20 protein-coding genes are annotated in these 16,202 nt (G+C 60.2%); 11 read left to right on the top strand and 9 right to left on the bottom strand.

Going from position 1 to position 16,202, the window contains the following annotated elements; translation table 11 throughout:
- Positions 1-18 precede the first annotated feature (18 nt).
- Positions 19-2,529 carry an ABC transporter permease gene (locus HX783_RS03710; RefSeq protein ID WP_177016006.1) on the bottom strand — a complete coding sequence of 837 codons (2,511 nt, stop codon included), beginning with the start codon at positions 2,527-2,529 and terminating at the stop codon, positions 19-21.
- Positions 2,529-3,212: an ABC transporter ATP-binding protein gene (locus HX783_RS03705; protein WP_106576832.1), complete on the bottom strand. Its 684-nt coding sequence runs from the start codon at positions 3,210-3,212 to the stop codon at positions 2,529-2,531. The genes HX783_RS03710 and HX783_RS03705 overlap by 1 nt, the downstream gene beginning before the upstream one ends.
- A gap of 10 nt (positions 3,213-3,222) precedes the next feature.
- On the opposite strand from HX783_RS03705, the gene HX783_RS03700 reads away from it, so the two are divergent.
- The 3 genes from HX783_RS03700 to HX783_RS03690 all read left to right on the top strand — a co-directional run bounded on the left by HX783_RS03700 (position 3,223) and on the right by HX783_RS03690 (position 5,233).
- The gene (locus tag HX783_RS03700; RefSeq protein ID WP_177016005.1) at positions 3,223-3,828 is read left to right on the top strand and encodes an arylesterase; all 606 of its coding nucleotides are present in this window, start codon (positions 3,223-3,225) and stop codon (positions 3,826-3,828) included.
- 58 nt (positions 3,829-3,886) lie between these two features.
- On the top strand, positions 3,887-4,177 hold the full coding sequence (locus HX783_RS03695) for a hypothetical protein (RefSeq protein WP_017136142.1): 291 nt from the start codon (positions 3,887-3,889) through the stop codon (positions 4,175-4,177).
- 84 nt (positions 4,178-4,261) lie between these two features.
- Entirely contained in the window at positions 4,262-5,233 is a 972-nt protein-coding gene (locus HX783_RS03690; protein ID WP_159955004.1) for a L,D-transpeptidase family protein, read from the top strand.
- Positions 5,234-5,367: 134 nt separating this feature from the next.
- On the opposite strand, the gene oprI is transcribed toward HX783_RS03690, so the two are convergent.
- Positions 5,368-5,619 (bottom strand): outer membrane lipoprotei OprI, encoded by a 252-nt coding sequence (oprI, locus tag HX783_RS03685; RefSeq protein WP_003172710.1) that lies wholly within the window; start codon positions 5,617-5,619, stop codon positions 5,368-5,370.
- Positions 5,620-6,231: 612 nt separating this feature from the next.
- Here oprI and HX783_RS03680 point away from each other — a divergent pair.
- Positions 6,232-6,522, top strand: a complete 291-nt coding sequence (locus HX783_RS03680; protein WP_159955005.1) for a GNAT family N-acetyltransferase — start codon at positions 6,232-6,234, stop codon at positions 6,520-6,522.
- Between the two features lie 119 nt (positions 6,523-6,641).
- Here the strand turns inward: HX783_RS03680 and HX783_RS03675 are convergent, their stop codons facing one another.
- Both HX783_RS03675 and HX783_RS03670 read right to left on the bottom strand, forming a co-directional pair.
- Positions 6,642-7,718: a 3-deoxy-7-phosphoheptulonate synthase gene (locus HX783_RS03675; RefSeq protein WP_177016004.1), complete on the bottom strand. Its 1,077-nt coding sequence runs from the start codon at positions 7,716-7,718 to the stop codon at positions 6,642-6,644.
- Positions 7,719-7,848: 130 nt separating this feature from the next.
- Positions 7,849-8,283 (bottom strand): PilZ domain-containing protein, encoded by a 435-nt coding sequence (locus tag HX783_RS03670; protein WP_177016003.1) that lies wholly within the window; start codon positions 8,281-8,283, stop codon positions 7,849-7,851.
- On the opposite strand from HX783_RS03670, the gene HX783_RS03665 reads away from it, so the two are divergent.
- The 5 genes from HX783_RS03665 to cysB all read left to right on the top strand — a co-directional run bounded on the left by HX783_RS03665 (position 8,282) and on the right by cysB (position 12,220).
- A complete protein-coding gene (locus HX783_RS03665; protein WP_159955008.1) occupies positions 8,282-8,668 on the top strand; it encodes a thioredoxin in 387 nt (128 codons plus the stop codon). The two genes, HX783_RS03670 and HX783_RS03665, sit on opposite strands and share 2 nt — an antisense overlap.
- Positions 8,665-9,627 (top strand): putative 2-dehydropantoate 2-reductase, encoded by a 963-nt coding sequence (locus HX783_RS03660; RefSeq protein ID WP_177016002.1) that lies wholly within the window; start codon positions 8,665-8,667, stop codon positions 9,625-9,627. Before HX783_RS03665 ends, HX783_RS03660 begins: the two co-directional genes overlap by 4 nt.
- 27 nt (positions 9,628-9,654) lie before the next feature.
- Complete coding sequence (locus HX783_RS03655) at positions 9,655-10,572, top strand: 5'-nucleotidase (RefSeq protein ID WP_177016001.1); 918 nt, start codon at positions 9,655-9,657, stop codon at positions 10,570-10,572.
- A gap of 69 nt (positions 10,573-10,641) precedes the next feature.
- The gene (locus tag HX783_RS03650; protein WP_177016000.1) at positions 10,642-11,142 is read left to right on the top strand and encodes a universal stress protein; all 501 of its coding nucleotides are present in this window, start codon (positions 10,642-10,644) and stop codon (positions 11,140-11,142) included.
- 103 nt (positions 11,143-11,245) lie between these two features.
- The gene (gene cysB / locus HX783_RS03645) at positions 11,246-12,220 is read left to right on the top strand and encodes an HTH-type transcriptional regulator CysB (protein ID WP_003189876.1); all 975 of its coding nucleotides are present in this window, start codon (positions 11,246-11,248) and stop codon (positions 12,218-12,220) included.
- Between the two features lie 5 nt (positions 12,221-12,225).
- On the opposite strand, the gene HX783_RS03640 is transcribed toward cysB, so the two are convergent.
- Both HX783_RS03640 and HX783_RS03635 read right to left on the bottom strand, forming a co-directional pair.
- Positions 12,226-12,708 (bottom strand): GreA/GreB family elongation factor, encoded by a 483-nt coding sequence (locus HX783_RS03640; RefSeq protein WP_159955013.1) that lies wholly within the window; start codon positions 12,706-12,708, stop codon positions 12,226-12,228.
- Positions 12,709-12,713: 5 nt separating this feature from the next.
- A complete protein-coding gene (locus HX783_RS03635; RefSeq protein ID WP_159955014.1) occupies positions 12,714-13,082 on the bottom strand; it encodes a hypothetical protein in 369 nt (122 codons plus the stop codon).
- 132 nt (positions 13,083-13,214) lie between these two features.
- Here HX783_RS03635 and earP point away from each other — a divergent pair, with 132 nt between their 5' ends.
- Together earP and HX783_RS03625 are read left to right on the top strand one after the other, a co-directional pair.
- Positions 13,215-14,348: an elongation factor P maturation arginine rhamnosyltransferase EarP gene (earP, locus tag HX783_RS03630; protein ID WP_177015999.1), complete on the top strand. Its 1,134-nt coding sequence runs from the start codon at positions 13,215-13,217 to the stop codon at positions 14,346-14,348.
- Positions 14,349-14,397: 49 nt separating this feature from the next.
- Positions 14,398-14,970, top strand: coding sequence for an elongation factor P (locus tag HX783_RS03625; RefSeq protein WP_003218698.1), 573 nt, complete (start codon positions 14,398-14,400; stop codon positions 14,968-14,970).
- Positions 14,971-15,036: 66 nt separating this feature from the next.
- Here HX783_RS03625 and HX783_RS03620 read toward each other — a convergent pair whose 3' ends face one another.
- Both HX783_RS03620 and HX783_RS03615 read right to left on the bottom strand, forming a co-directional pair.
- Entirely contained in the window at positions 15,037-15,456 is a 420-nt protein-coding gene (locus tag HX783_RS03620; protein WP_159955016.1) for an organic hydroperoxide resistance protein, read from the bottom strand.
- Between the two features lie 254 nt (positions 15,457-15,710).
- Entirely contained in the window at positions 15,711-16,163 is a 453-nt protein-coding gene (locus tag HX783_RS03615; RefSeq protein WP_177015998.1) for a MarR family winged helix-turn-helix transcriptional regulator, read from the bottom strand.
- Between the last annotated feature and the right edge of the window lie 39 nt (positions 16,164-16,202).

Here is a 16,202-nt window from a genome sequence, read left to right as displayed (position 1 = left end):
TGCTAGCCATCGGCCTTTTCAGCCTTCGCGCAACACCGTCAACGGGCTTGCATTCAATGCACGGCGTGTACCGAATACTCCGGCACCACCGATCAGCACGGCGCCGATCACCGGCAAGAGTATCAGCCACGGGTGAGGGTGCCAGCCCAGGTCAAACGCGTAACGGTACAGTACCCAGGTCACCAGCTCGGTACCCAGCGCTGCCAGCAGACCGCTGACCGCGCCCAGCAAGCCGAACTCTATACGTCGCGCCTTGACCAGCAACTTGCGCTCCGCGCCCAGCGCACGTAACAGCGCGCCTTGGCGAATCCGCTCATCCAGGGTGGCCTGCAAGCCGGAAAACAGCACTGCCATGCCCGCTGCCAACACAAATAACAGCACGTATTCCACCGCCAGGGTCACTTGGGCGAGGATGCTGCGCAACTGCTCGAGCAACGCCTCAACCTGCAGGATCGTAACAGCCGGAAACGCGCGGGACAGGTCGACGATCTGCTGGTCATGACCCGGTGCGAGGTAGAAGCTGGTCAGGTAGGTGGCGGGCAGGTCCTTCAAGGTGCCCGGCTGGAAGATCATGAAGAAGTTGGGCTGGAAGTTGTCCCAGTTGATCGTCCGCAGGCTGGTGACACGCGCTTCGCGGTTCTCCCCACCGATGGTGAACACCAGACGATCGTTCAGCTTGAGCTTCAGGCTTTCAGCGACTTTGGCCTCTACTGATACCCCGGGAATTTCATCACTCGGTTGCTGCGTCCACCAGGAACCTGCGGTCAAGACGTTGCCCGGTGGCAGGTCGGCTGCCCACGTCAGGCTCAAGTCACGTTGCACGGCACGGTCACCGCTGGAGTCTTTGCTGACGATTTGCTGCACCGGCTCGCCATTGATGCTGATCAAGCGCCCCGGTATCACCGGATACAACGGCGCCGCTTGAGCCTGCACCTCCAGCAGACGCGCGCCAAAGGCCTCCTTGTCGGCCGGCAGGATGTTCAGGGCGAAATAATTGGGCGCGTCCTTGGGCAACTGGTTTTGCCAGGTGTCGAGCAGCTCGCCGCGCAACAGCGCGATCAAGCCCATGGACAACAGGATCAAGCCAAACGCCAGGGATTGCCCGGCCGCTGCCAACGGATGACGCAGCAATTGGCCCAGGCCCAGGCGCCAGGGCAGGGTGGCGCGTGCCAATAAGCGCCGCAGGCTTTGCAGCAACAACAGCAGCAAGCCGCCGAGGATCAGCGCAGCTACGACACCGCCGCCCAGTAACGCGAAGGTCAATACCAGGTCGAGGCTCAGTCGCCACATGATCAGGCCAAGCGCGAACAGCGCCGCGCCATACACCATCCAGGTACTGGAAGGGATCGGCAGCAAGTCACGGCGTAACACCCGCAACGGTGGCACGCGACCCAGCGCCGCCAGGGGCGGCAGGGCGAAGCCGGCGAGGGCGACCAGGCCGGTGCCGATGCCCGCAACCGCCGGCAGCAACCCGCCGGGCGGTACGTCTGCCGGCAGCAGGTCGTGCAGGAAGTAGAACAGGCCAAACTGCGCCAGCCAGCCGAGCAGGGCACCGGCCAGGCTCGCTGCCAGGCCCAGTACGCTCAGTTGCAGGCTGAACAGCAACATCGCTTCGCGTCGTGACAAACCAAGGCAACGCAGCAGTGCACTGGCGTCGAAACGGCGGCTGGCAAAACGGTTGGCCGACAGCGCCACCGCCACACCGGCCAGCAGCACTGCGACGAGGCTGGCCATGTTCAGGTAGCGTTCGGCCTTGCCGAGGGCGCCGCCGATTTGCTGGTTACCGTCTCGCGAATCCTGCAAGCGCTGGTTGGCGGCAAGCCCTGGCTTGACCAGGTCGCGGTAGGTCTGCAGCGCTGTACTGCCTTGAGGCGCGCGCCACAGTTCGCGGTAGCTGACGCGGCTGCCGGGCTGGACTACGCCGGTAGCGTCCAGGTCCGCCAGGTTGATCATCACCCGTGGCGTAAGGCTGTAGAAGTTGCCGGCGCGGTCGGGCTCATACGTCAGGATGTGCGTCAGGCGCAGGGTCTTGTTGCCGACATCAATGTCATCGCCGACTTTCAGGTCCAGCGCCGTCAGCAGTCGTGCTTCCACCCAGGCCTCGCCGGGTGTGGGGCCGCCACCCGCTGTTTCAGCGCCGAAGGGCTGCGTGGCACTTTTGAGCTCGCCACGCAGCGGGTATTGCTCGTTGACCGCCTTGATACTGGAGAGCTGGATGCCGTTGTCCGTGGCGATGACGCTGGAGAACTCGACGATGCGTGCGTGATCCAGGCCTAGCTCAAGGCCGGATTTGATTTGCTCGGGACGGGCCGGCGAGCTGCCTTCGAGCACCAGGTCGGCACCGAGGAACTCGGTGGCACGCAACAGCATGGCACCGTTGAGGCGCGCGCCGAAGTAGCCGATGGCGGTGCTGGCCGCCACCGCCACCACGAGGGCGAAAAACAACACGCGCAATTCGCCGGCGCGGGCATCGCGCAGCAATTGACGCATGGCAAGGCTGAACAGGCGCAACAGCGGCAAACGTGCCATCAAGGCTCCAGGGGCGCGACCATCAGGCCGGCTTCAAGGCGGATCAGGCGTCGGCAACGGTGGGCCAGGCGCTCATCGTGGGTCACCAGCACCAGGGTCGTGCCGCTCTCTTTATTGAGTTCGAACAGCAGGTCGCTGATACGCTCGCCGGTGTGGCTGTCGAGGTTGCCGGTGGGTTCATCGGCAAACAGCACGTCCGGCTCGGCGGCAAATGCGCGGGCAATGGCGACCCGTTGTTGTTCGCCGCCGGACAGCTGGCGCGGCGAGTGGGTGAGGCGTTGGCCCAGGCCGACGCGCTCCAGCAGGTGCCGGGCGCGCTCGCGGGCGTCTTTGCGGCCGTCCAGCTCCAGCGGCAGCATGACGTTTTCCAGCGCGTTGAGGCTGTCGAGCAGTTGGAATGACTGGAAGACGAAGCCCACGTGCTCGGCGCGGATGCGCGCCCGCTGGTCTTCGTCGAGGGTGCTCAAGGCTTGCCCGGCGAGCGTGACTTCACCGCTGCTGGGCAGGTCGAGGCCGGCCAGCAGGCCGAGGAGGGTGGATTTACCGGAACCTGAGCTGCCGACGATAGCCAGGCTATCGCCCTTGTTCAGTTCCAGGCTCAGTTCGTGCAGGATAGTCAGTTCACCTTCCGCGCTGAGAACCACTTTGCTAAGGTTTCGCGCGGTGAGAATGCTTGCGCCCATGGAGAATCCGATGCGAATGTGGTTTTTGAGTGCTGGCCTGGCCTTGATGTGCATGGCCCAGAACGCAGCGGCGGGTACAGTCCTGATCGTTGGCGATAGTATCAGTGCCGGTTTCGGCCTGGATACCAGCAAAGGGTGGGTGGCGTTGCTGGAACAACGGCTCAAGCAGGAAGGTTTCGACGATAAAGTGGTCAACGCGTCCATCAGCGGTGACACCAGCGCCGGAGGGCTCGCGCGGCTGCCGGCGGCGCTTGCAGAGCATAAACCCGAGGTCGTGATCCTCGAGTTGGGCGGTAACGATGGCCTGCGTGGGCAGCCGCCAGCGCAATTGAAACAAAATCTTGCGTCGATGATCGACCAGTCCAAGGCCAGTGGTGCCAAGGTGCTGTTGTTGGGCATGCAATTGCCGCCCAATTACGGGCCGAAATACACCACGGCGTTCGCCGAGGTCTACGGGGCCCTGGCCAAGGAAAAAAGCATCCCGCTGGTGCCGTTTTTCCTTGAAGGCGTGGGCGGTCATCCGGAGTTGATGCAGGCAGATCAACTGCACCCGGCGGTCGGCGCGCAGGGCAAGTTGCTGGAAAATGTCTGGCCGACGCTAAAACCGCTGCTATGACGCTTTTCTACCGGCAGGCTTTCGGCTAAGGTGGCGCCCCCCCGATCTGGAGCCCCCGATGTCGCGCCCTGCCTGGTCCCTGTTCAACTACCAACTGATCGAGCCTGACGAGCAGCTGGATCTGTTCGCCTGCCAGGAAGTCCGGGTGCATCTGGTTGCGCGTCAACTGGAGCTGGGCGGCTCGATCGACCGCACGCTCTGCGGCACGTTGCTGCCGGCGCAACCGCGCTGGTCGTCGGTGGATCGCGCGATCTTCCAGGACCAGCGGCTGTGCCCACTGTGCCGTGCCATTCTCGAATCGCAAAAGCGCGGCACGCCGCTGATCTGGCCGGAGCTGCGCTTCGAATAGCAGCGGGGCGCACTGATGCTTGAAGCGTGCTTCACGTATACAATCAGTTTTTCCCTACCCGTCGTTCTGCGAAGGATTTTCCGGATGTTGTCGCGCCTCTCCGTCGTTACCTGCTGCCTGTCTCTCGCTGCCGTCTGCGCAGCCGGTTCGGCGTCAGCCTTGCAGTTGCCCCTGCCGCCGCCGGGCGAAGACATCGTTGGCCAGGTCCAGGTGATCAAGGCCAAGTACGAAGACACCTTTGCTGACCTCGGCACCACCTATGACCTGGGCTATTCGGAAATGGTCGCGGCCAACCCGGGTGTTGATGCCTGGCTGCCCGGTGCAGGCACCGAGATTGTGCTGCCCACCCGGTTTATCCTGCCGCCCGGCCCTCGCGAAGGCATCGTGATCAACTTGGCCGAATACCGGCTTTACTACTATCCCAAGGGACAGAACGTGGTTTACACGTTCCCGTTGGGCATTGGTCGTGAAGGCTGGGGTTCGCCGGTTGCGCACACCACCATCACCGGCAAAATCCCCAACCCGACCTGGACGCCACCCGCGTCGATCAAGGCCGAGCATGCCGCCAATGGCGATCCACTGCCTAACGTAGTGCCTGCCGGGCCGGACAACCCATTGGGGCCGTTCAAATTCACCTTGGGGACGCCGGGTTACTTGATCCACGGTTCCAACATGAAATTTGGTATCGGTACGCGTACAAGCCACGGCTGCTTCCGCATGTTTAACAACAATGTGCTGGAAATGGCCGACATGGTGCCGGTCGGCACGTCGGTGCGCATTATCAACGATGCCTACAAGTTCGGCAGCAGTGGCGGCAAGGTCTACCTCGAAGCCCATACGCCACTGAATGATGACGGCACACCGTCGGTGGTCGACAAACACACCGCGGTCATCAATGCCCTGCTCAAGCGCGAAGACCTGGCTAACAACCTGCGGGTCAATTGGGACCAGGTGCGTGACGTAGTGGCGGCCGAAGATGGTTTGCCGACAGAGATCGGTGTACCGGGCGCCAATGCGCCGGTGGCGTCGAGCACGCCGGTCGATCTGCAGCAGTAGCCTGCTCGATCAAAGCCCGCCACAGCCTTGTGCTGCGGCGGGCTTTTTTATTGCCTGGGTTTCAGGCCTGAATCCCAGGCATAAAAAAAGCCGACCCAAGAATGGATCGGCTTGATAACAACCCCGAAGGATTATTACTTGCGGCTTGCTTTTTCAAGCATGCGCAGAGCGCGCTCGTTAGCTTCGTCAGCAGTCTGTTGTGCTTTTTGAGCAGCAGCCAGAGCTTCATCAGCTTTACGGTAGGCTTCGTCTGCACGAGCCTGGGAGCGAGCTGCTGCGTCTTCAGTTGCAGTCAGACGAGCTTCGGTTTCTTTGGAGACGCTGCTGCAACCGGTAGCCAGAACTGCGGCCAGAGCCAGAGCAGAGAATTTCAGAACGTTGTTCATCGTGTTCCCCTTCAAGGACTTTCTATTAAATGGCTACTTTCTCAGAGTGAGCTGATAGCCGGCGTACATACTACTCATTACTTGTAGTAAGTAAACTGACGTAGCGCAAGAAGCAAAAAAAATTCTTGTGCCGAATCTATTTTGGCTAGTCTTTAGGAGGATTGTATAAAAACTGTCCAGTTTTTTTCAGCGCGGTGGGAACTGGATCCAAGCTGAGAGGTCCGGCCTGCATGTGTCGGGCAGGGTAAACAGGTAAAGATTTATATATCGACGCCGACACTTTTTTTCATTTGGCCTTTACCGCTCCCGGCATCTTTTGCGCATGTAGAGGTGACTTTAAGAGCGGCAGTTCGTCTCATGCTTCAACTGCCGGCAATGTTCAGGCTATCGATCACTGATTGATCGAAGCCCTGTCTGTAACCTCCAGCGGCAGGGGATGACGAGTGTGCCTTGAGCTATCACAGGATTGGTGCCTACTATTCTCTACGTGCTGGTTGTGAGCGCTATAGGTTTTCTCGTTGTCGAAACCGGCACGGGGTGGCGTAGATGTTCCTTCGCCGGAAAAACATCGGTAAGGTAGGGGTCGAATTCCAAGACCCGCGAGGAGTAGTGATGAGCGAGGCGTTGTCCATCCACCATGACCAGGCTGGTCATCAGTTCGAGACCAATGTGGACGGTCATCGTGCCTATCTGACCTATATGGACCTCGGGAAGCAGACCCTGGATATCTATCGCACCTTCGTGCCCAATGCACTGCGCGGGCGCGGCATTGCTGCTGCCTTGACCGAGGAAGCATTGAAGTTCGCCGAAGAGGCCGGGTACACCGTGATTCCATCGTGCTCCTATGTAGAGCGCTACATGGAACGCCATCAGCGCCACGCCGCCAAGCTGAATATTGAGTAAGGCGGGACGCAGAGCGTCCCAGGCCGCATTCCCACGCAGAGCGGGGGAACAATCAACCTTAAATGGCAGCATAAAAAACGCCGGGCTAAGCCCGGCGTTTTTGTGTGCGCAGTTTAAGGTCAGGTGCGTTTGCGTTTGGGCAATACGTCCTTGAGCTTGGCGTGCATGCTGCGCAGCGTGGTCTCGGTGGCGGACCAATCGATGCAGGCATCGGTGATCGACACGCCGTACTGCAAGTCGGCCAGGTCTTTTGGAATCGCCTGGCAACCCCAGTTCAGATGACTCTCGACCATCAAGCCGATAATCGACTGGTTGCCTTCGAGGATCTGGTTGGCGACGTTTTCCATTACCAGCGGCTGTAGGGCCGGGTCCTTGTTGGAATTGGCGTGGCTGCAGTCGACCATGATGTTCGGCTTGATCCTGGCCTTGTTCAGCGCCTGCTCGCACAGCGCAACGCTGACCGAATCATAGTTGGGCTTACCGTTGCCGCCACGCAATACCACGTGGCCATAGGCGTTGCCCTTGGTGGTGACGATGGACACGCCACCTTCCTGGTTGATACCCAGGAAGCGGTGCGGGCTGGACACCGATTGCAGCGCGTTGATCGCCACGGTCAGGCCGCCGTCGGTGCCGTTCTTGAAGCCCACGGCCGAAGACAGGCCGGACGCCATTTCGCGGTGGGTCTGGGATTCGGTGGTACGCGCGCCGATGGCCGACCAGCTGATCAGGTCCTGCAGGTACTGCGGGGAGATCGGGTCGAGGGCTTCGGTGGCGGTGGGCAGGCCCATTTCAGCCAGGTCCAGCAGCAATTGACGACCGATGTGCAAGCCGTCCTGGATCTTGAACGAGTCGTCCAGGTACGGGTCGTTGATCAAGCCTTTCCAGCCGACGGTGGTGCGCGGTTTCTCGAAATAGACGCGCATCACCAGGTACAAGGTGTCGGACACTTCAGCCGCCAGCACCTTGAGGCGCTCGGCGTATTCGTGGGCAGCCTTGAGGTCGTGGATCGAGCACGGGCCGATCACCACAAAGAGGCGGTGGTCGGTGCCGTCGAGAATGTCACGGATGACTTCGCGGCCCTTGGTCACGGTCTGCAAGGCAGCGTCACTCAGGGGGATTTCGCGCTTGAGCTGATCGGGAGTGATCAGGGTCTCATTGGATTCGACGTTTAGGTCATTGATCGGTAAATCAGCCATCGTGTTACTCGCCAGGGTCACGGGTGCCGGCCGCCAGCCATCCCCGTGCGGCGGGCACAGCATGATTTGAATGCAGGGGGGAGGAACCTTAGCGCGTAATGCGGGCCCGCGACAATGGGCAAAGCCGGCTTTAATCCAGCGCTGGCGCCACAACAGCCTCGTGGGAGAACTCGCCGGCATGGCGTGAAACCCATTCGCGGGCCATGGCCTCGAGTTGCACCGGCGTCGGCTCGGTGTGTTCGTGCAGGCGGCAGTAGCGTTCGATCTGGCACACTTGCTCACCCATTCGCGCACCGAACAGCGCGTGTTCATCGGTAAAAGAAATACCGACGCGATAGCCCGTTTCGACCTTGCGGCACCAGGCTACATAGCCCGGATAACGGGCACTGGCGCCCAGGGACGGGATGCGCAGATCAACCGCCGTGCCCTGGCGCCAGGCACGCGGGCAATTGCAGGCGACGCCGCCCAGGCCGATAGTGTGCAGGCGTTGGCGGGGAATGGCAGGAGTGGGGCGTTGGATTAACTCGACAGCGACATCATCAGGGTGAGGTAAAAAACGACCCATGTACACGGACTCCGAGCACCGTCCAGTTGACGGCGGTGGCAGCAGTATAGTGAAGGAACTGGAATTGACCGACCTGGATATTGACCAGCAATTGCTGGGATTGCCAGGTATTTCGCTTGTGGTGTTTACCAGTGTCGGCTGTTCCAGTTGCCGCTGGGCACGCCAGCAACTCCCCGGCTGGCGCTTGCCCGTAGACCGCGTGTGCTGGGTGGATGCCGGGCACAACGGCGGTGCGGTCGAGCGCTACCAGATCTTTCATTTGCCCGCGTTGTTCCTCGTGTGCGAGGGTCAATTCCTTGGGCAGTTACAGACCCGACTTACGCTTGGCGACCTGACTGAGGCCGTGAATCAAGCACTCACCCGTACACCAGAGGATTTGCCATGACCGCAGTTGCATCCCCGTCGCCACGCATAGGCATTATCGGCACCGGTGCTATCGGTGGGTTCTACGGCGTGATGCTCGCGCGTGCCGGTTTTGATGTGCACTTTCTGTTGCGCAGTGAATACGCAGCGGTCAGTGAGCACGGGCTGCACCTCAACAGTACATTGCATGGCAAGTTGCACCTGCACCCGGTGCAGGCCTATGCCCGCGCCGCAGACATGCCCGCGTGCGATTGGCTGTTGGTAGGCACCAAGTCCACCGGCAATGTGGACCTGGCGCCGACCATTGCCCAGGTCGCCGCGCCGGACGCCAAGGTGGTGCTGTTGCAAAACGGCCTCGACGTCGAAGACAGCCTGCGTGAGCACCTGCCCGCGTCGCTGCATCTGCTGGGCGGGCTGTGCTACATCGGCGTGCACCGCTCCGCGCCGGGCGTGGTCGAGCATCAGGCCTTGGGTCGAGTCAACCTGGGCTATCACAGTGGCACCGCGGCCAACGATGAGGCGCGCCAGCAAGCGATCGTCGAAGAGGGCGCCGCACTGTTTCATACAGCGGGTATCGAGTCCCAGGCCATGGCCAATGTGCACCTGGCCCGCTGGCACAAATTGGTGTGGAATGTGCCGTACAACGGCCTCTCCGTGTTGCTGGGCACCGGCACCACGGCAATGATGGCCGATGAATCCAGCCGTGAGTTGATCCAGGCATTGATGGCCGAAGTGGTGAAGGGTGCCCACGCCTGCGGCCATGAAATTCCAGCCAGCTACGCTGAGCAGATGTTCGCCATGACCGAAACCATGGACGACTACCTGCCCAGCATGTACCACGACCATGTGCACAAACGCCCGCTGGAGCTGGCGGCGATCTACGCCCGGCCTTTGGCCGCCGCGAAGGCCGCAGGGTGCGAATTGCCACGCATGCAGGCGCTGTACCAGGCCTTGAGTTTTATTGATCGGCGCAATCGCTGATACGGGCGCTGATTCGGGGGGAACACCATGGCAAAGGGATTGGGCGACAAACTGGTGCTGGCGATTTCGTCGCGGGCACTGTTCGACCTGAGTGACAGCCACAAGGTCTACCTGGCCGAAGGGGTGGAGGCTTACCGCAAGTACCAGATCGAACACGAGGAAGAAACCCTCGAACCCGGCGATGCCTTCCCGCTGGTCAAGAAGCTCTTGAGCCTCAACGCCAGCCTGGGCCGTGCCCGCGTCGAGGTGGTGCTGGTGTCGCGCAACAGTGCCGACACCGGTTTGCGCGTGTTCAACTCGATCCAGCATTACGGCCTGGATATTTCCCGCGCCGCTTTCGTCGGCGGGCGCAGCCCTTATCCTTATCTGGCCGCGTTTGGTTGCCATCTGTTTTTGTCGACCCATGCCGACGACGTGCGCAGTGCCCTGGACGCTGGTTTTGCCGCGGCGACGATTCTGTCGGGTGGCCCGCGCCGGGCGTCGAGTGAAGAGCTGCGGATTGCGTTCGATGGCGATGCGGTGCTGTTTTCCGATGAGTCCGAGCGTGTCTATCAGTCAGGCGGGTTGGAAGCCTTCCTGGCCAACGAGCGCGAGTCGGCGCGCCAGCCGTTGCACGGTGGCCCGTTCAAGGGATTCCTGGCGGCGCTCAACGTGTTGCAGCGTGAGTTCGCAGACGAGGCGTGCCCGATCCGCACGGCGTTGGTGACCGCGCGTTCGGCGCCGTCCCATGAGCGGGTGATTCGCACCTTGCGCGAATGGGACATCCGCCTGGACGAGTCGCTGTTCCTCGGCGGCCTGGAAAAATCTGCGTTTCTGGAGGCGTTTGCCGCCGATGTATTTTTCGATGACCAGGCCGGTCATTGTGAGAAAGCCAGGGAGGTGGTCGCCACCGGGCATGTGCCCCATGGCATCAGTAATGAGTTGAAAACCCACACCGAGAGCTAATCAGTCGAACTCCCGCAGGCGCTGCTAAGCTCATTCAATCCTCGCCATCCTGGCAGTCCAGGAGGTTCTATGATTCGTTCGATGTTGTATGCCACGGACCTCGGTCTGTATGCGCCTTATGTCATGCAACATGCGCTGGCGCTGGCCCGAACGTTCAAGGCGGATTTGTATGTGATTCACGTGGTCGAGCCGATTGGGCTGTTCGCCGAATCGGTGTTGCAGAGCTACCTTGATGAGAAGGCCTTGAGCGAATGGCAGAGCCAGGGGCTGACCACCGTCATGGCAACCATCGAGCAGCGCGTGCTGGACAGTTTTCGCGAGGAGTTGGGGGAAGGGGAGCAAGACTTGAAATTGATTCGCTCGGTGCGGGTGATCCAGGGGGACCCGTGCGAGGTGATTCTCGACCAACTGCGTAAACTTTCCGTCGACCTGCTGATCGTAGGAAGTCACAGCCACGCCACCGCGGCTGCCACACCGCTTGGGCGCACCGCTGCGAGGGTGCTGCAACTGGCGACAGTGCCGGTTTATATGGTGCCGTCACTGCAGCGTCGGCGCAGTGATGACAGTTGATGAGTCAAAACGATAAAAAGTTCTAGATTTATCCGTCTTACCTTTAATATAGTTATATACCGTCGCTGATACCCGTGGCGTCTATCTGCTTTGAGGGACATATATGAAGCTTCAACAACTGCGCTACATCTGGGAAGTGGCGCACCACGACCTCAACGTTTCCGCTACCGCTCAAAGCCTCTACACCTCGCAACCCGGTATCAGCAAGCAGATCCGCCTGCTCGAAGACGAGCTGGGCGTTGAAGTGTTCGCGCGCAGCGGCAAGCACCTGACCCGCGTCACCCCGGCTGGCGAGCGCATCATCACCACCGCCGGTGAGATCCTGCGTAAAGTCGAAAGTATCAAGCAGATCGCCCAGGAATTCTCCAACGAGAAAAAAGGCACCCTGTCGATTGCCACCACCCACACCCAGGCGCGTTATGCCTTGCCGCCGGTGATCCGCGATTTCATCAAGCAATACCCGGACGTCGCCCTGCACATGCACCAGGGTTCGCCGATGCAGATCGCCGAGATGGCTGCTGACGGCACCGTCGATTTTGCCATCGCCACCGAAGCGCTGGAGCTGTTCGGCGACCTGGTGATGATGCCGTGCTACCGCTGGAACCGTTGCGTCGTCGTGCCCCAGGGCCACCCGTTGGCCAAGCTGCCGAAGCTGACTCTGGAAGCCCTGGCTGAATACCCGATCGTGACCTACGTGTTCGGTTTTACCGGCCGTTCCAAGCTCGACGAAGCCTTCAGCCATCGCGGCCTCACGCCGAAAGTGGTGTTCACCGCCGCCGACGCTGACGTGATCAAGACTTACGTGCGCCTGGGCCTGGGCGTGGGCATCGTCGCCAAGATGGCGGTCGACACCAACCTCGACAAAGACCTGGTGGTACTCGACGCCAGCGAGTTGTTCGAGTCCAGCGTGACCAAGATCGGCTTCCGCCGCGGTACATTCCTGCGTGGCTTCATGTGCGACTTCATCGAGAAATTTGCGCCGCACCTGACCCGCGAAGTCATGGCCAAGGCGATCCAGTGCCACAACAAGCAGGAACTGGAAGAGCTGTTTGACGGCGTAGAACTGCCCGTCCACTGAGTGGTTTATTTGGCCTCGGTAACCGTAAAGTGTTGCCGAGCGCCTGCCACCAGAATCTCCACCTCATCACCTTCGAACTTGCCCAGCAGGCTTTTGCCCAGGGGCGAGCGTGGGGTGATGACGGTCACCGGTTGCCCCACCACATCCACCTTCAAGCCTGCCGCGTCCGGCGCCAGAAACAGCCATTGCTGGCGAGCGTTTTCGTCTTCCAGGCCCACCAGTGCGCCGACTTCTATGCCACGCTGATCATCGTAAGCGCGTAGCTGCAGGTTCTGGCACAGCGCCAGTGACTGCTTGATTTCCTCGACCCGCTTGGCTTGCCCGGCCGCCAGGTAGGACGCTTCCAGGCCCAAGGTGTCGTATTTGTTTTCGGCGATGTTTTCTTCGTGGGTCGCAGTTTCGTAGGCGGTCTGCGCGGCACGCTGGGCGATATCGAGGTCGACTGTGAGCTTTTCCAGGATCAACTGGAGAACGGCATGTTTATTCATGGTCATCAATCGCAGAATTGCAGGACATTTGCCTTGCTCTTTTCATTGGGCGCGTTCTGGTCCTGTTGCAGCCAGAACTGGCATTTGGGGTTGGCCAGGTTGCGCGCGTTGGTGCGTGCCTGGTCCAGGGTCTGCTGCTGTTCCTGCTTGCGAAGGTTCTCTTGGTATTGCTCGAACATGCGGTTCGGCGGTTCCGGCGCGGCCACGGCGGGTTTGCCCAATTGCTGCACCGCCTGGGCTACCGGCGCCAGGCTTTGCGGGAACAGGTAGCGCGAGGCCAGCCAGGTGGTCAGCACAATGGCGATGAACCCCAGCCACAGGCCGAACGCCACAGCAACACTGAGCTTGAACAGCGACAACGAACGATCAGACATGGTGGCCTCCTGGCAGGCATTTGCGGCGTGGCGGCGATTGTCGCACAGCCACTGTGCAGAATAATCGCGATCAAGCCTTCTGCATCGACGCATTTATGCGGACAATCGAGCCTTTGAGCGTTGGAGCCCGGAATGAAAGCCCGCTGGGATATTTTTTGCAGCGTCATCGACAACTACGGCGACATCGGCGTGACCTGGCGCCTGGCCCGGCAATTGGTGGTTGAGCACGCGTGTGAGGTGCGCTTGTGGGTCGACGACCTGCGCGCCTTCGAACGCCTGTGCCCAGAGATTGATGTGCGGCTGGACCAGCAGTGGCAGGAAGGCGTGGAGGTGTGCCATTGGCCGGCGCAGTGGCGCGACACGCCATCGGCCAATGTGGTGATCGCCGCGTTCGCGTGCCAGTTGCCGCCTGACTATATGGAAGCCATGGCCGCGTGCGAACGCACACCCTTGTGGATGAACCTGGATTACCTCAGTGCTGAGGACTGGGTAGTGGGTTGCCATCGCCTGCCGTCGGTGAAGTTCAAGGGTGTGCAGAAGTACTTCTTTTTTCCGGGCTTTCGTCCGGGGACTGGCGGGCTTTTGCGTGAAGGCGGGTTGCTGGAGCAGCGTCAGGCGTTTCAGCAGGATCCGGCAGCACAGCAACAATTCCTACAGGCGCTCGGCGTATTTCCAGCAGCGGGTGTGCGTTTGATGTCGTTGTTCGCCTACGAAAATGCCGGGCTCGCCAGTTGGCTCGACGTGCTGGCGACGGACGGGCGTGCCACTCATCTATTGGTGCCGGAAGGGCGCATCCTCGGCGATGTGCAGCGCTGGCTCGGTGTAGACGGGCTGGCCGTGGGAGATCTGCATCAGCGCGACGCTCTGACCGTGCAGGTGCTGCCTTTCGTGCGCCAGGAACAATATGACCGCCTGCTGTGGTGCTGCGAATTCAATGCGGTGCGCGGTGAAGACTCGTTCGTGCGCGCGCAATGGGCGGGGCGCCCGTTGCTGTGGCACATCTATCGCCAGGACGAAGACATCCACCTGGACAAGCTCGATGCCTTCCTGACGCTGTACACCGCCGCCTTATCGCCAGCCGCCAAAACGGCGGTGGTTGAACTCTGGCAGGCCTGGAACGCTGATGGCGATATGGCACAACCGTGGAAAATGCTGCTGGAGCACTGGCCAGAGGTGTGCCGGAACGCCGATTCGTGGTGTCTGGAACAAGGCTTGCAGGCGGATCTTGCGACGGCGCTGGTGAAGTTTTATGAAAGTTGGATATGATACGCCACCTTGAATTTTGTAAATCCCATCCAAATTTCGGATATATGCAATGAAAACTGGTAAAGAACTGAAACCCGGTACAGTGATCCGTCTCGAAAACGACCCTTGGCTGGTTCAGAAAGCTGAGTTCACCAAGTCTGGTCGTAACAGCGCAATCATGAAGACCAAGCTGAAGAACCTGCTGACCGGTTACAAGACCGAGATCGTCTACAGCGCCGATGACAAACTGGACGACGTGATCCTCGACCGCAAAGAAGCGACCCTGTCCTTCATCAGCGGCGACACCTACACGTTCATGGACACCACCGACTACACCATGTACGAGCTGAACGCTGAAGACATCGAAGCCGTTCTGCCGTTCGTTGAAGAAGGCATGGAAGACGTCTGCGAAGCGATCTTCTTCGAAGACCGCCTGGTTTCCGTAGAGCTGCCGACCACTATCGTGCGTAAGGTTGCCTACACCGAAGGTTCCGCTCGCGGCGACACTTCCGGCAAAGTCATGAAGCCTGCCAAGCTGGCTAACGGTACCGAACTGCAAGTGGCCGATTTCATCGAAATCGACGACCTGATCGAGATCGACACCCGCGAAGGTGGTTCGTACAAAGGTCGCGCCAAGAAGTAATTCTGGCCTCGCCGATACGAAAAAAAGCCCGACCTTGCGTCGGGCTTTTTTGTGGGCGTTTGTTAATCAGACCGTCACGTGCAGGCGCACATCGACGTTGCCACGGGTGGCGTTGGAGTACGGGCAAACTTGGTGGGCGGCGTCGACCAGGCTTTGCGCGTCGTCTTGATCCAGGCCCGGCAAGTTGATGTTCAGGTCGATATCCAGGCCGAAACCACCGGGGATTTGACCGATGCCGACGTGGGCAGTGATCGAAGCGTCATCCGGGATTTTGCGTTTGGTCTGGCTGGCGACGAATTTCAGCGCGCCGATAAAGCAGGCCGAGTAACCGGCAGCAAACAGCTGTTCAGGGTTGGTGGCCTGGCCACCGGCACCGCCCAATTCTTTAGGGGTGGAGAGTTTGACGTCGAGGATGTTGTCGCTGGAAACAGCACGACCATCACGGCCGCCGGTGGCGGTGGCTACTGCGGTATAGAGCGTTTGCATGGGGTCTTCCTCTTGGTTTGTTAGCGCTAAATATTTGCGCGCTAAGTAGATGGTGAGATGAATGTATAGCGCTAATGTTTAGTGCGCAAGATAAATTTATAAAAATCTTTTCCGACGGGAATTTCCTGACACTCACCCAAACAAATGTGGGAGCGGGCTTGCTCGCGAAAGCGGTGGATCAGTCAATTAATCAGTGACTGACACACTGCCTTCGCGAGCAAGCCCACTCCCACATTTTTACGGCGTGAATGCCTTCAAATTGCGTTTTGCAGATTGCCCCGCAAGGCAATCAAATCCCCCTGCAACTTGCGCAACTGCTCCAGTTGCAGCCCGCTGGCGCCGAGGATGCACTGCGGAATGCCCATGGCCTTTTCCTGCAGCGCACGGCCTGCCTGGGTCAATTCCACCACCACCACACGTTCATCCTCGCGGCTGCGGGTGCGGCTGAGCAGGCCTTCGGCTTCCAGGCGCTTGAGCAGCGGCGTCAGTGAGCCCGGGTCGGTCAGCAGGCGGCTGCTGATTTCGCCGACGGTCAAGCCATCCTCTTCCCACAACACCATCATGGCCAGGTACTGCGGGTAGGTCAGGCCGAGGGCTTGCAGCAGTGGCTTGTAGACCTTGGTCATCAGCAGCGAAGTGGAGTGCAGGGCGAAACACAGCTGGTTATCCAGCATCAAGGATTCGCAAGGATCGGGGTTTTTGCTCATGACGGTGCCTCGAAAAAGCGTGTATGGGCTGGAATCTAG

The sequence above is a fragment of the Pseudomonas sp. D2002 genome (genome assembly GCF_013385735.1).
Classification (GTDB): Bacteria; Pseudomonadota; Gammaproteobacteria; order Pseudomonadales; family Pseudomonadaceae; genus Aquipseudomonas.
Note: the sequence above shows the minus strand (reverse complement) of the source record. Positions and strands in the feature narration are given on the sequence as shown.

Excerpts from the sequence above, each read along its gene's own strand:
- HX783_RS03675 (WP_177016004.1), bottom strand. The coding sequence starts at position 7,718 with ATGGCTGATTTACCGATCAATGACCTAAACGTCGAATCCAATGAGACC.
- HX783_RS03615 (WP_177015998.1), bottom strand. The coding sequence starts at position 16,163 with ATGAGCAAAAACCCCGATCCTTGCGAATCCTTGATGCTGGATAACCAG.
- HX783_RS03640 (WP_159955013.1), bottom strand. The coding sequence starts at position 12,708 with ATGAATAAACATGCCGTTCTCCAGTTGATCCTGGAAAAGCTCACAGTC.
- earP (WP_177015999.1), top strand. The coding sequence starts at position 13,215 with ATGAAAGCCCGCTGGGATATTTTTTGCAGCGTCATCGACAACTACGGC.
- HX783_RS03700 (WP_177016005.1), top strand. The coding sequence starts at position 3,223 with ATGCGAATGTGGTTTTTGAGTGCTGGCCTGGCCTTGATGTGCATGGCC.
- HX783_RS03665 (WP_159955008.1), top strand. The coding sequence starts at position 8,282 with ATGTACACGGACTCCGAGCACCGTCCAGTTGACGGCGGTGGCAGCAGT.
- HX783_RS03670 (WP_177016003.1), bottom strand. The coding sequence starts at position 8,283 with ATGGGTCGTTTTTTACCTCACCCTGATGATGTCGCTGTCGAGTTAATC.
- HX783_RS03620 (WP_159955016.1), bottom strand. The coding sequence starts at position 15,456 with ATGCAAACGCTCTATACCGCAGTAGCCACCGCCACCGGCGGCCGTGAT.
- HX783_RS03650 (WP_177016000.1), top strand. The coding sequence starts at position 10,642 with ATGATTCGTTCGATGTTGTATGCCACGGACCTCGGTCTGTATGCGCCT.
- HX783_RS03705 (WP_106576832.1), bottom strand. The coding sequence starts at position 3,212 with ATGGGCGCAAGCATTCTCACCGCGCGAAACCTTAGCAAAGTGGTTCTC.
- HX783_RS03655 (WP_177016001.1), top strand. The coding sequence starts at position 9,655 with ATGGCAAAGGGATTGGGCGACAAACTGGTGCTGGCGATTTCGTCGCGG.
- HX783_RS03695 (WP_017136142.1), top strand. The coding sequence starts at position 3,887 with ATGTCGCGCCCTGCCTGGTCCCTGTTCAACTACCAACTGATCGAGCCT.
- HX783_RS03690 (WP_159955004.1), top strand. The coding sequence starts at position 4,262 with ATGTTGTCGCGCCTCTCCGTCGTTACCTGCTGCCTGTCTCTCGCTGCC.
- HX783_RS03635 (WP_159955014.1), bottom strand. The coding sequence starts at position 13,082 with ATGTCTGATCGTTCGTTGTCGCTGTTCAAGCTCAGTGTTGCTGTGGCG.
- HX783_RS03710 (WP_177016006.1), bottom strand. The coding sequence starts at position 2,529 with ATGGCACGTTTGCCGCTGTTGCGCCTGTTCAGCCTTGCCATGCGTCAA.
- HX783_RS03680 (WP_159955005.1), top strand. The coding sequence starts at position 6,232 with ATGAGCGAGGCGTTGTCCATCCACCATGACCAGGCTGGTCATCAGTTC.
- cysB (WP_003189876.1), top strand. The coding sequence starts at position 11,246 with ATGAAGCTTCAACAACTGCGCTACATCTGGGAAGTGGCGCACCACGAC.
- HX783_RS03660 (WP_177016002.1), top strand. The coding sequence starts at position 8,665 with ATGACCGCAGTTGCATCCCCGTCGCCACGCATAGGCATTATCGGCACC.
- HX783_RS03625 (WP_003218698.1), top strand. The coding sequence starts at position 14,398 with ATGAAAACTGGTAAAGAACTGAAACCCGGTACAGTGATCCGTCTCGAA.
- oprI (WP_003172710.1), bottom strand. The coding sequence starts at position 5,619 with ATGAACAACGTTCTGAAATTCTCTGCTCTGGCTCTGGCCGCAGTTCTG.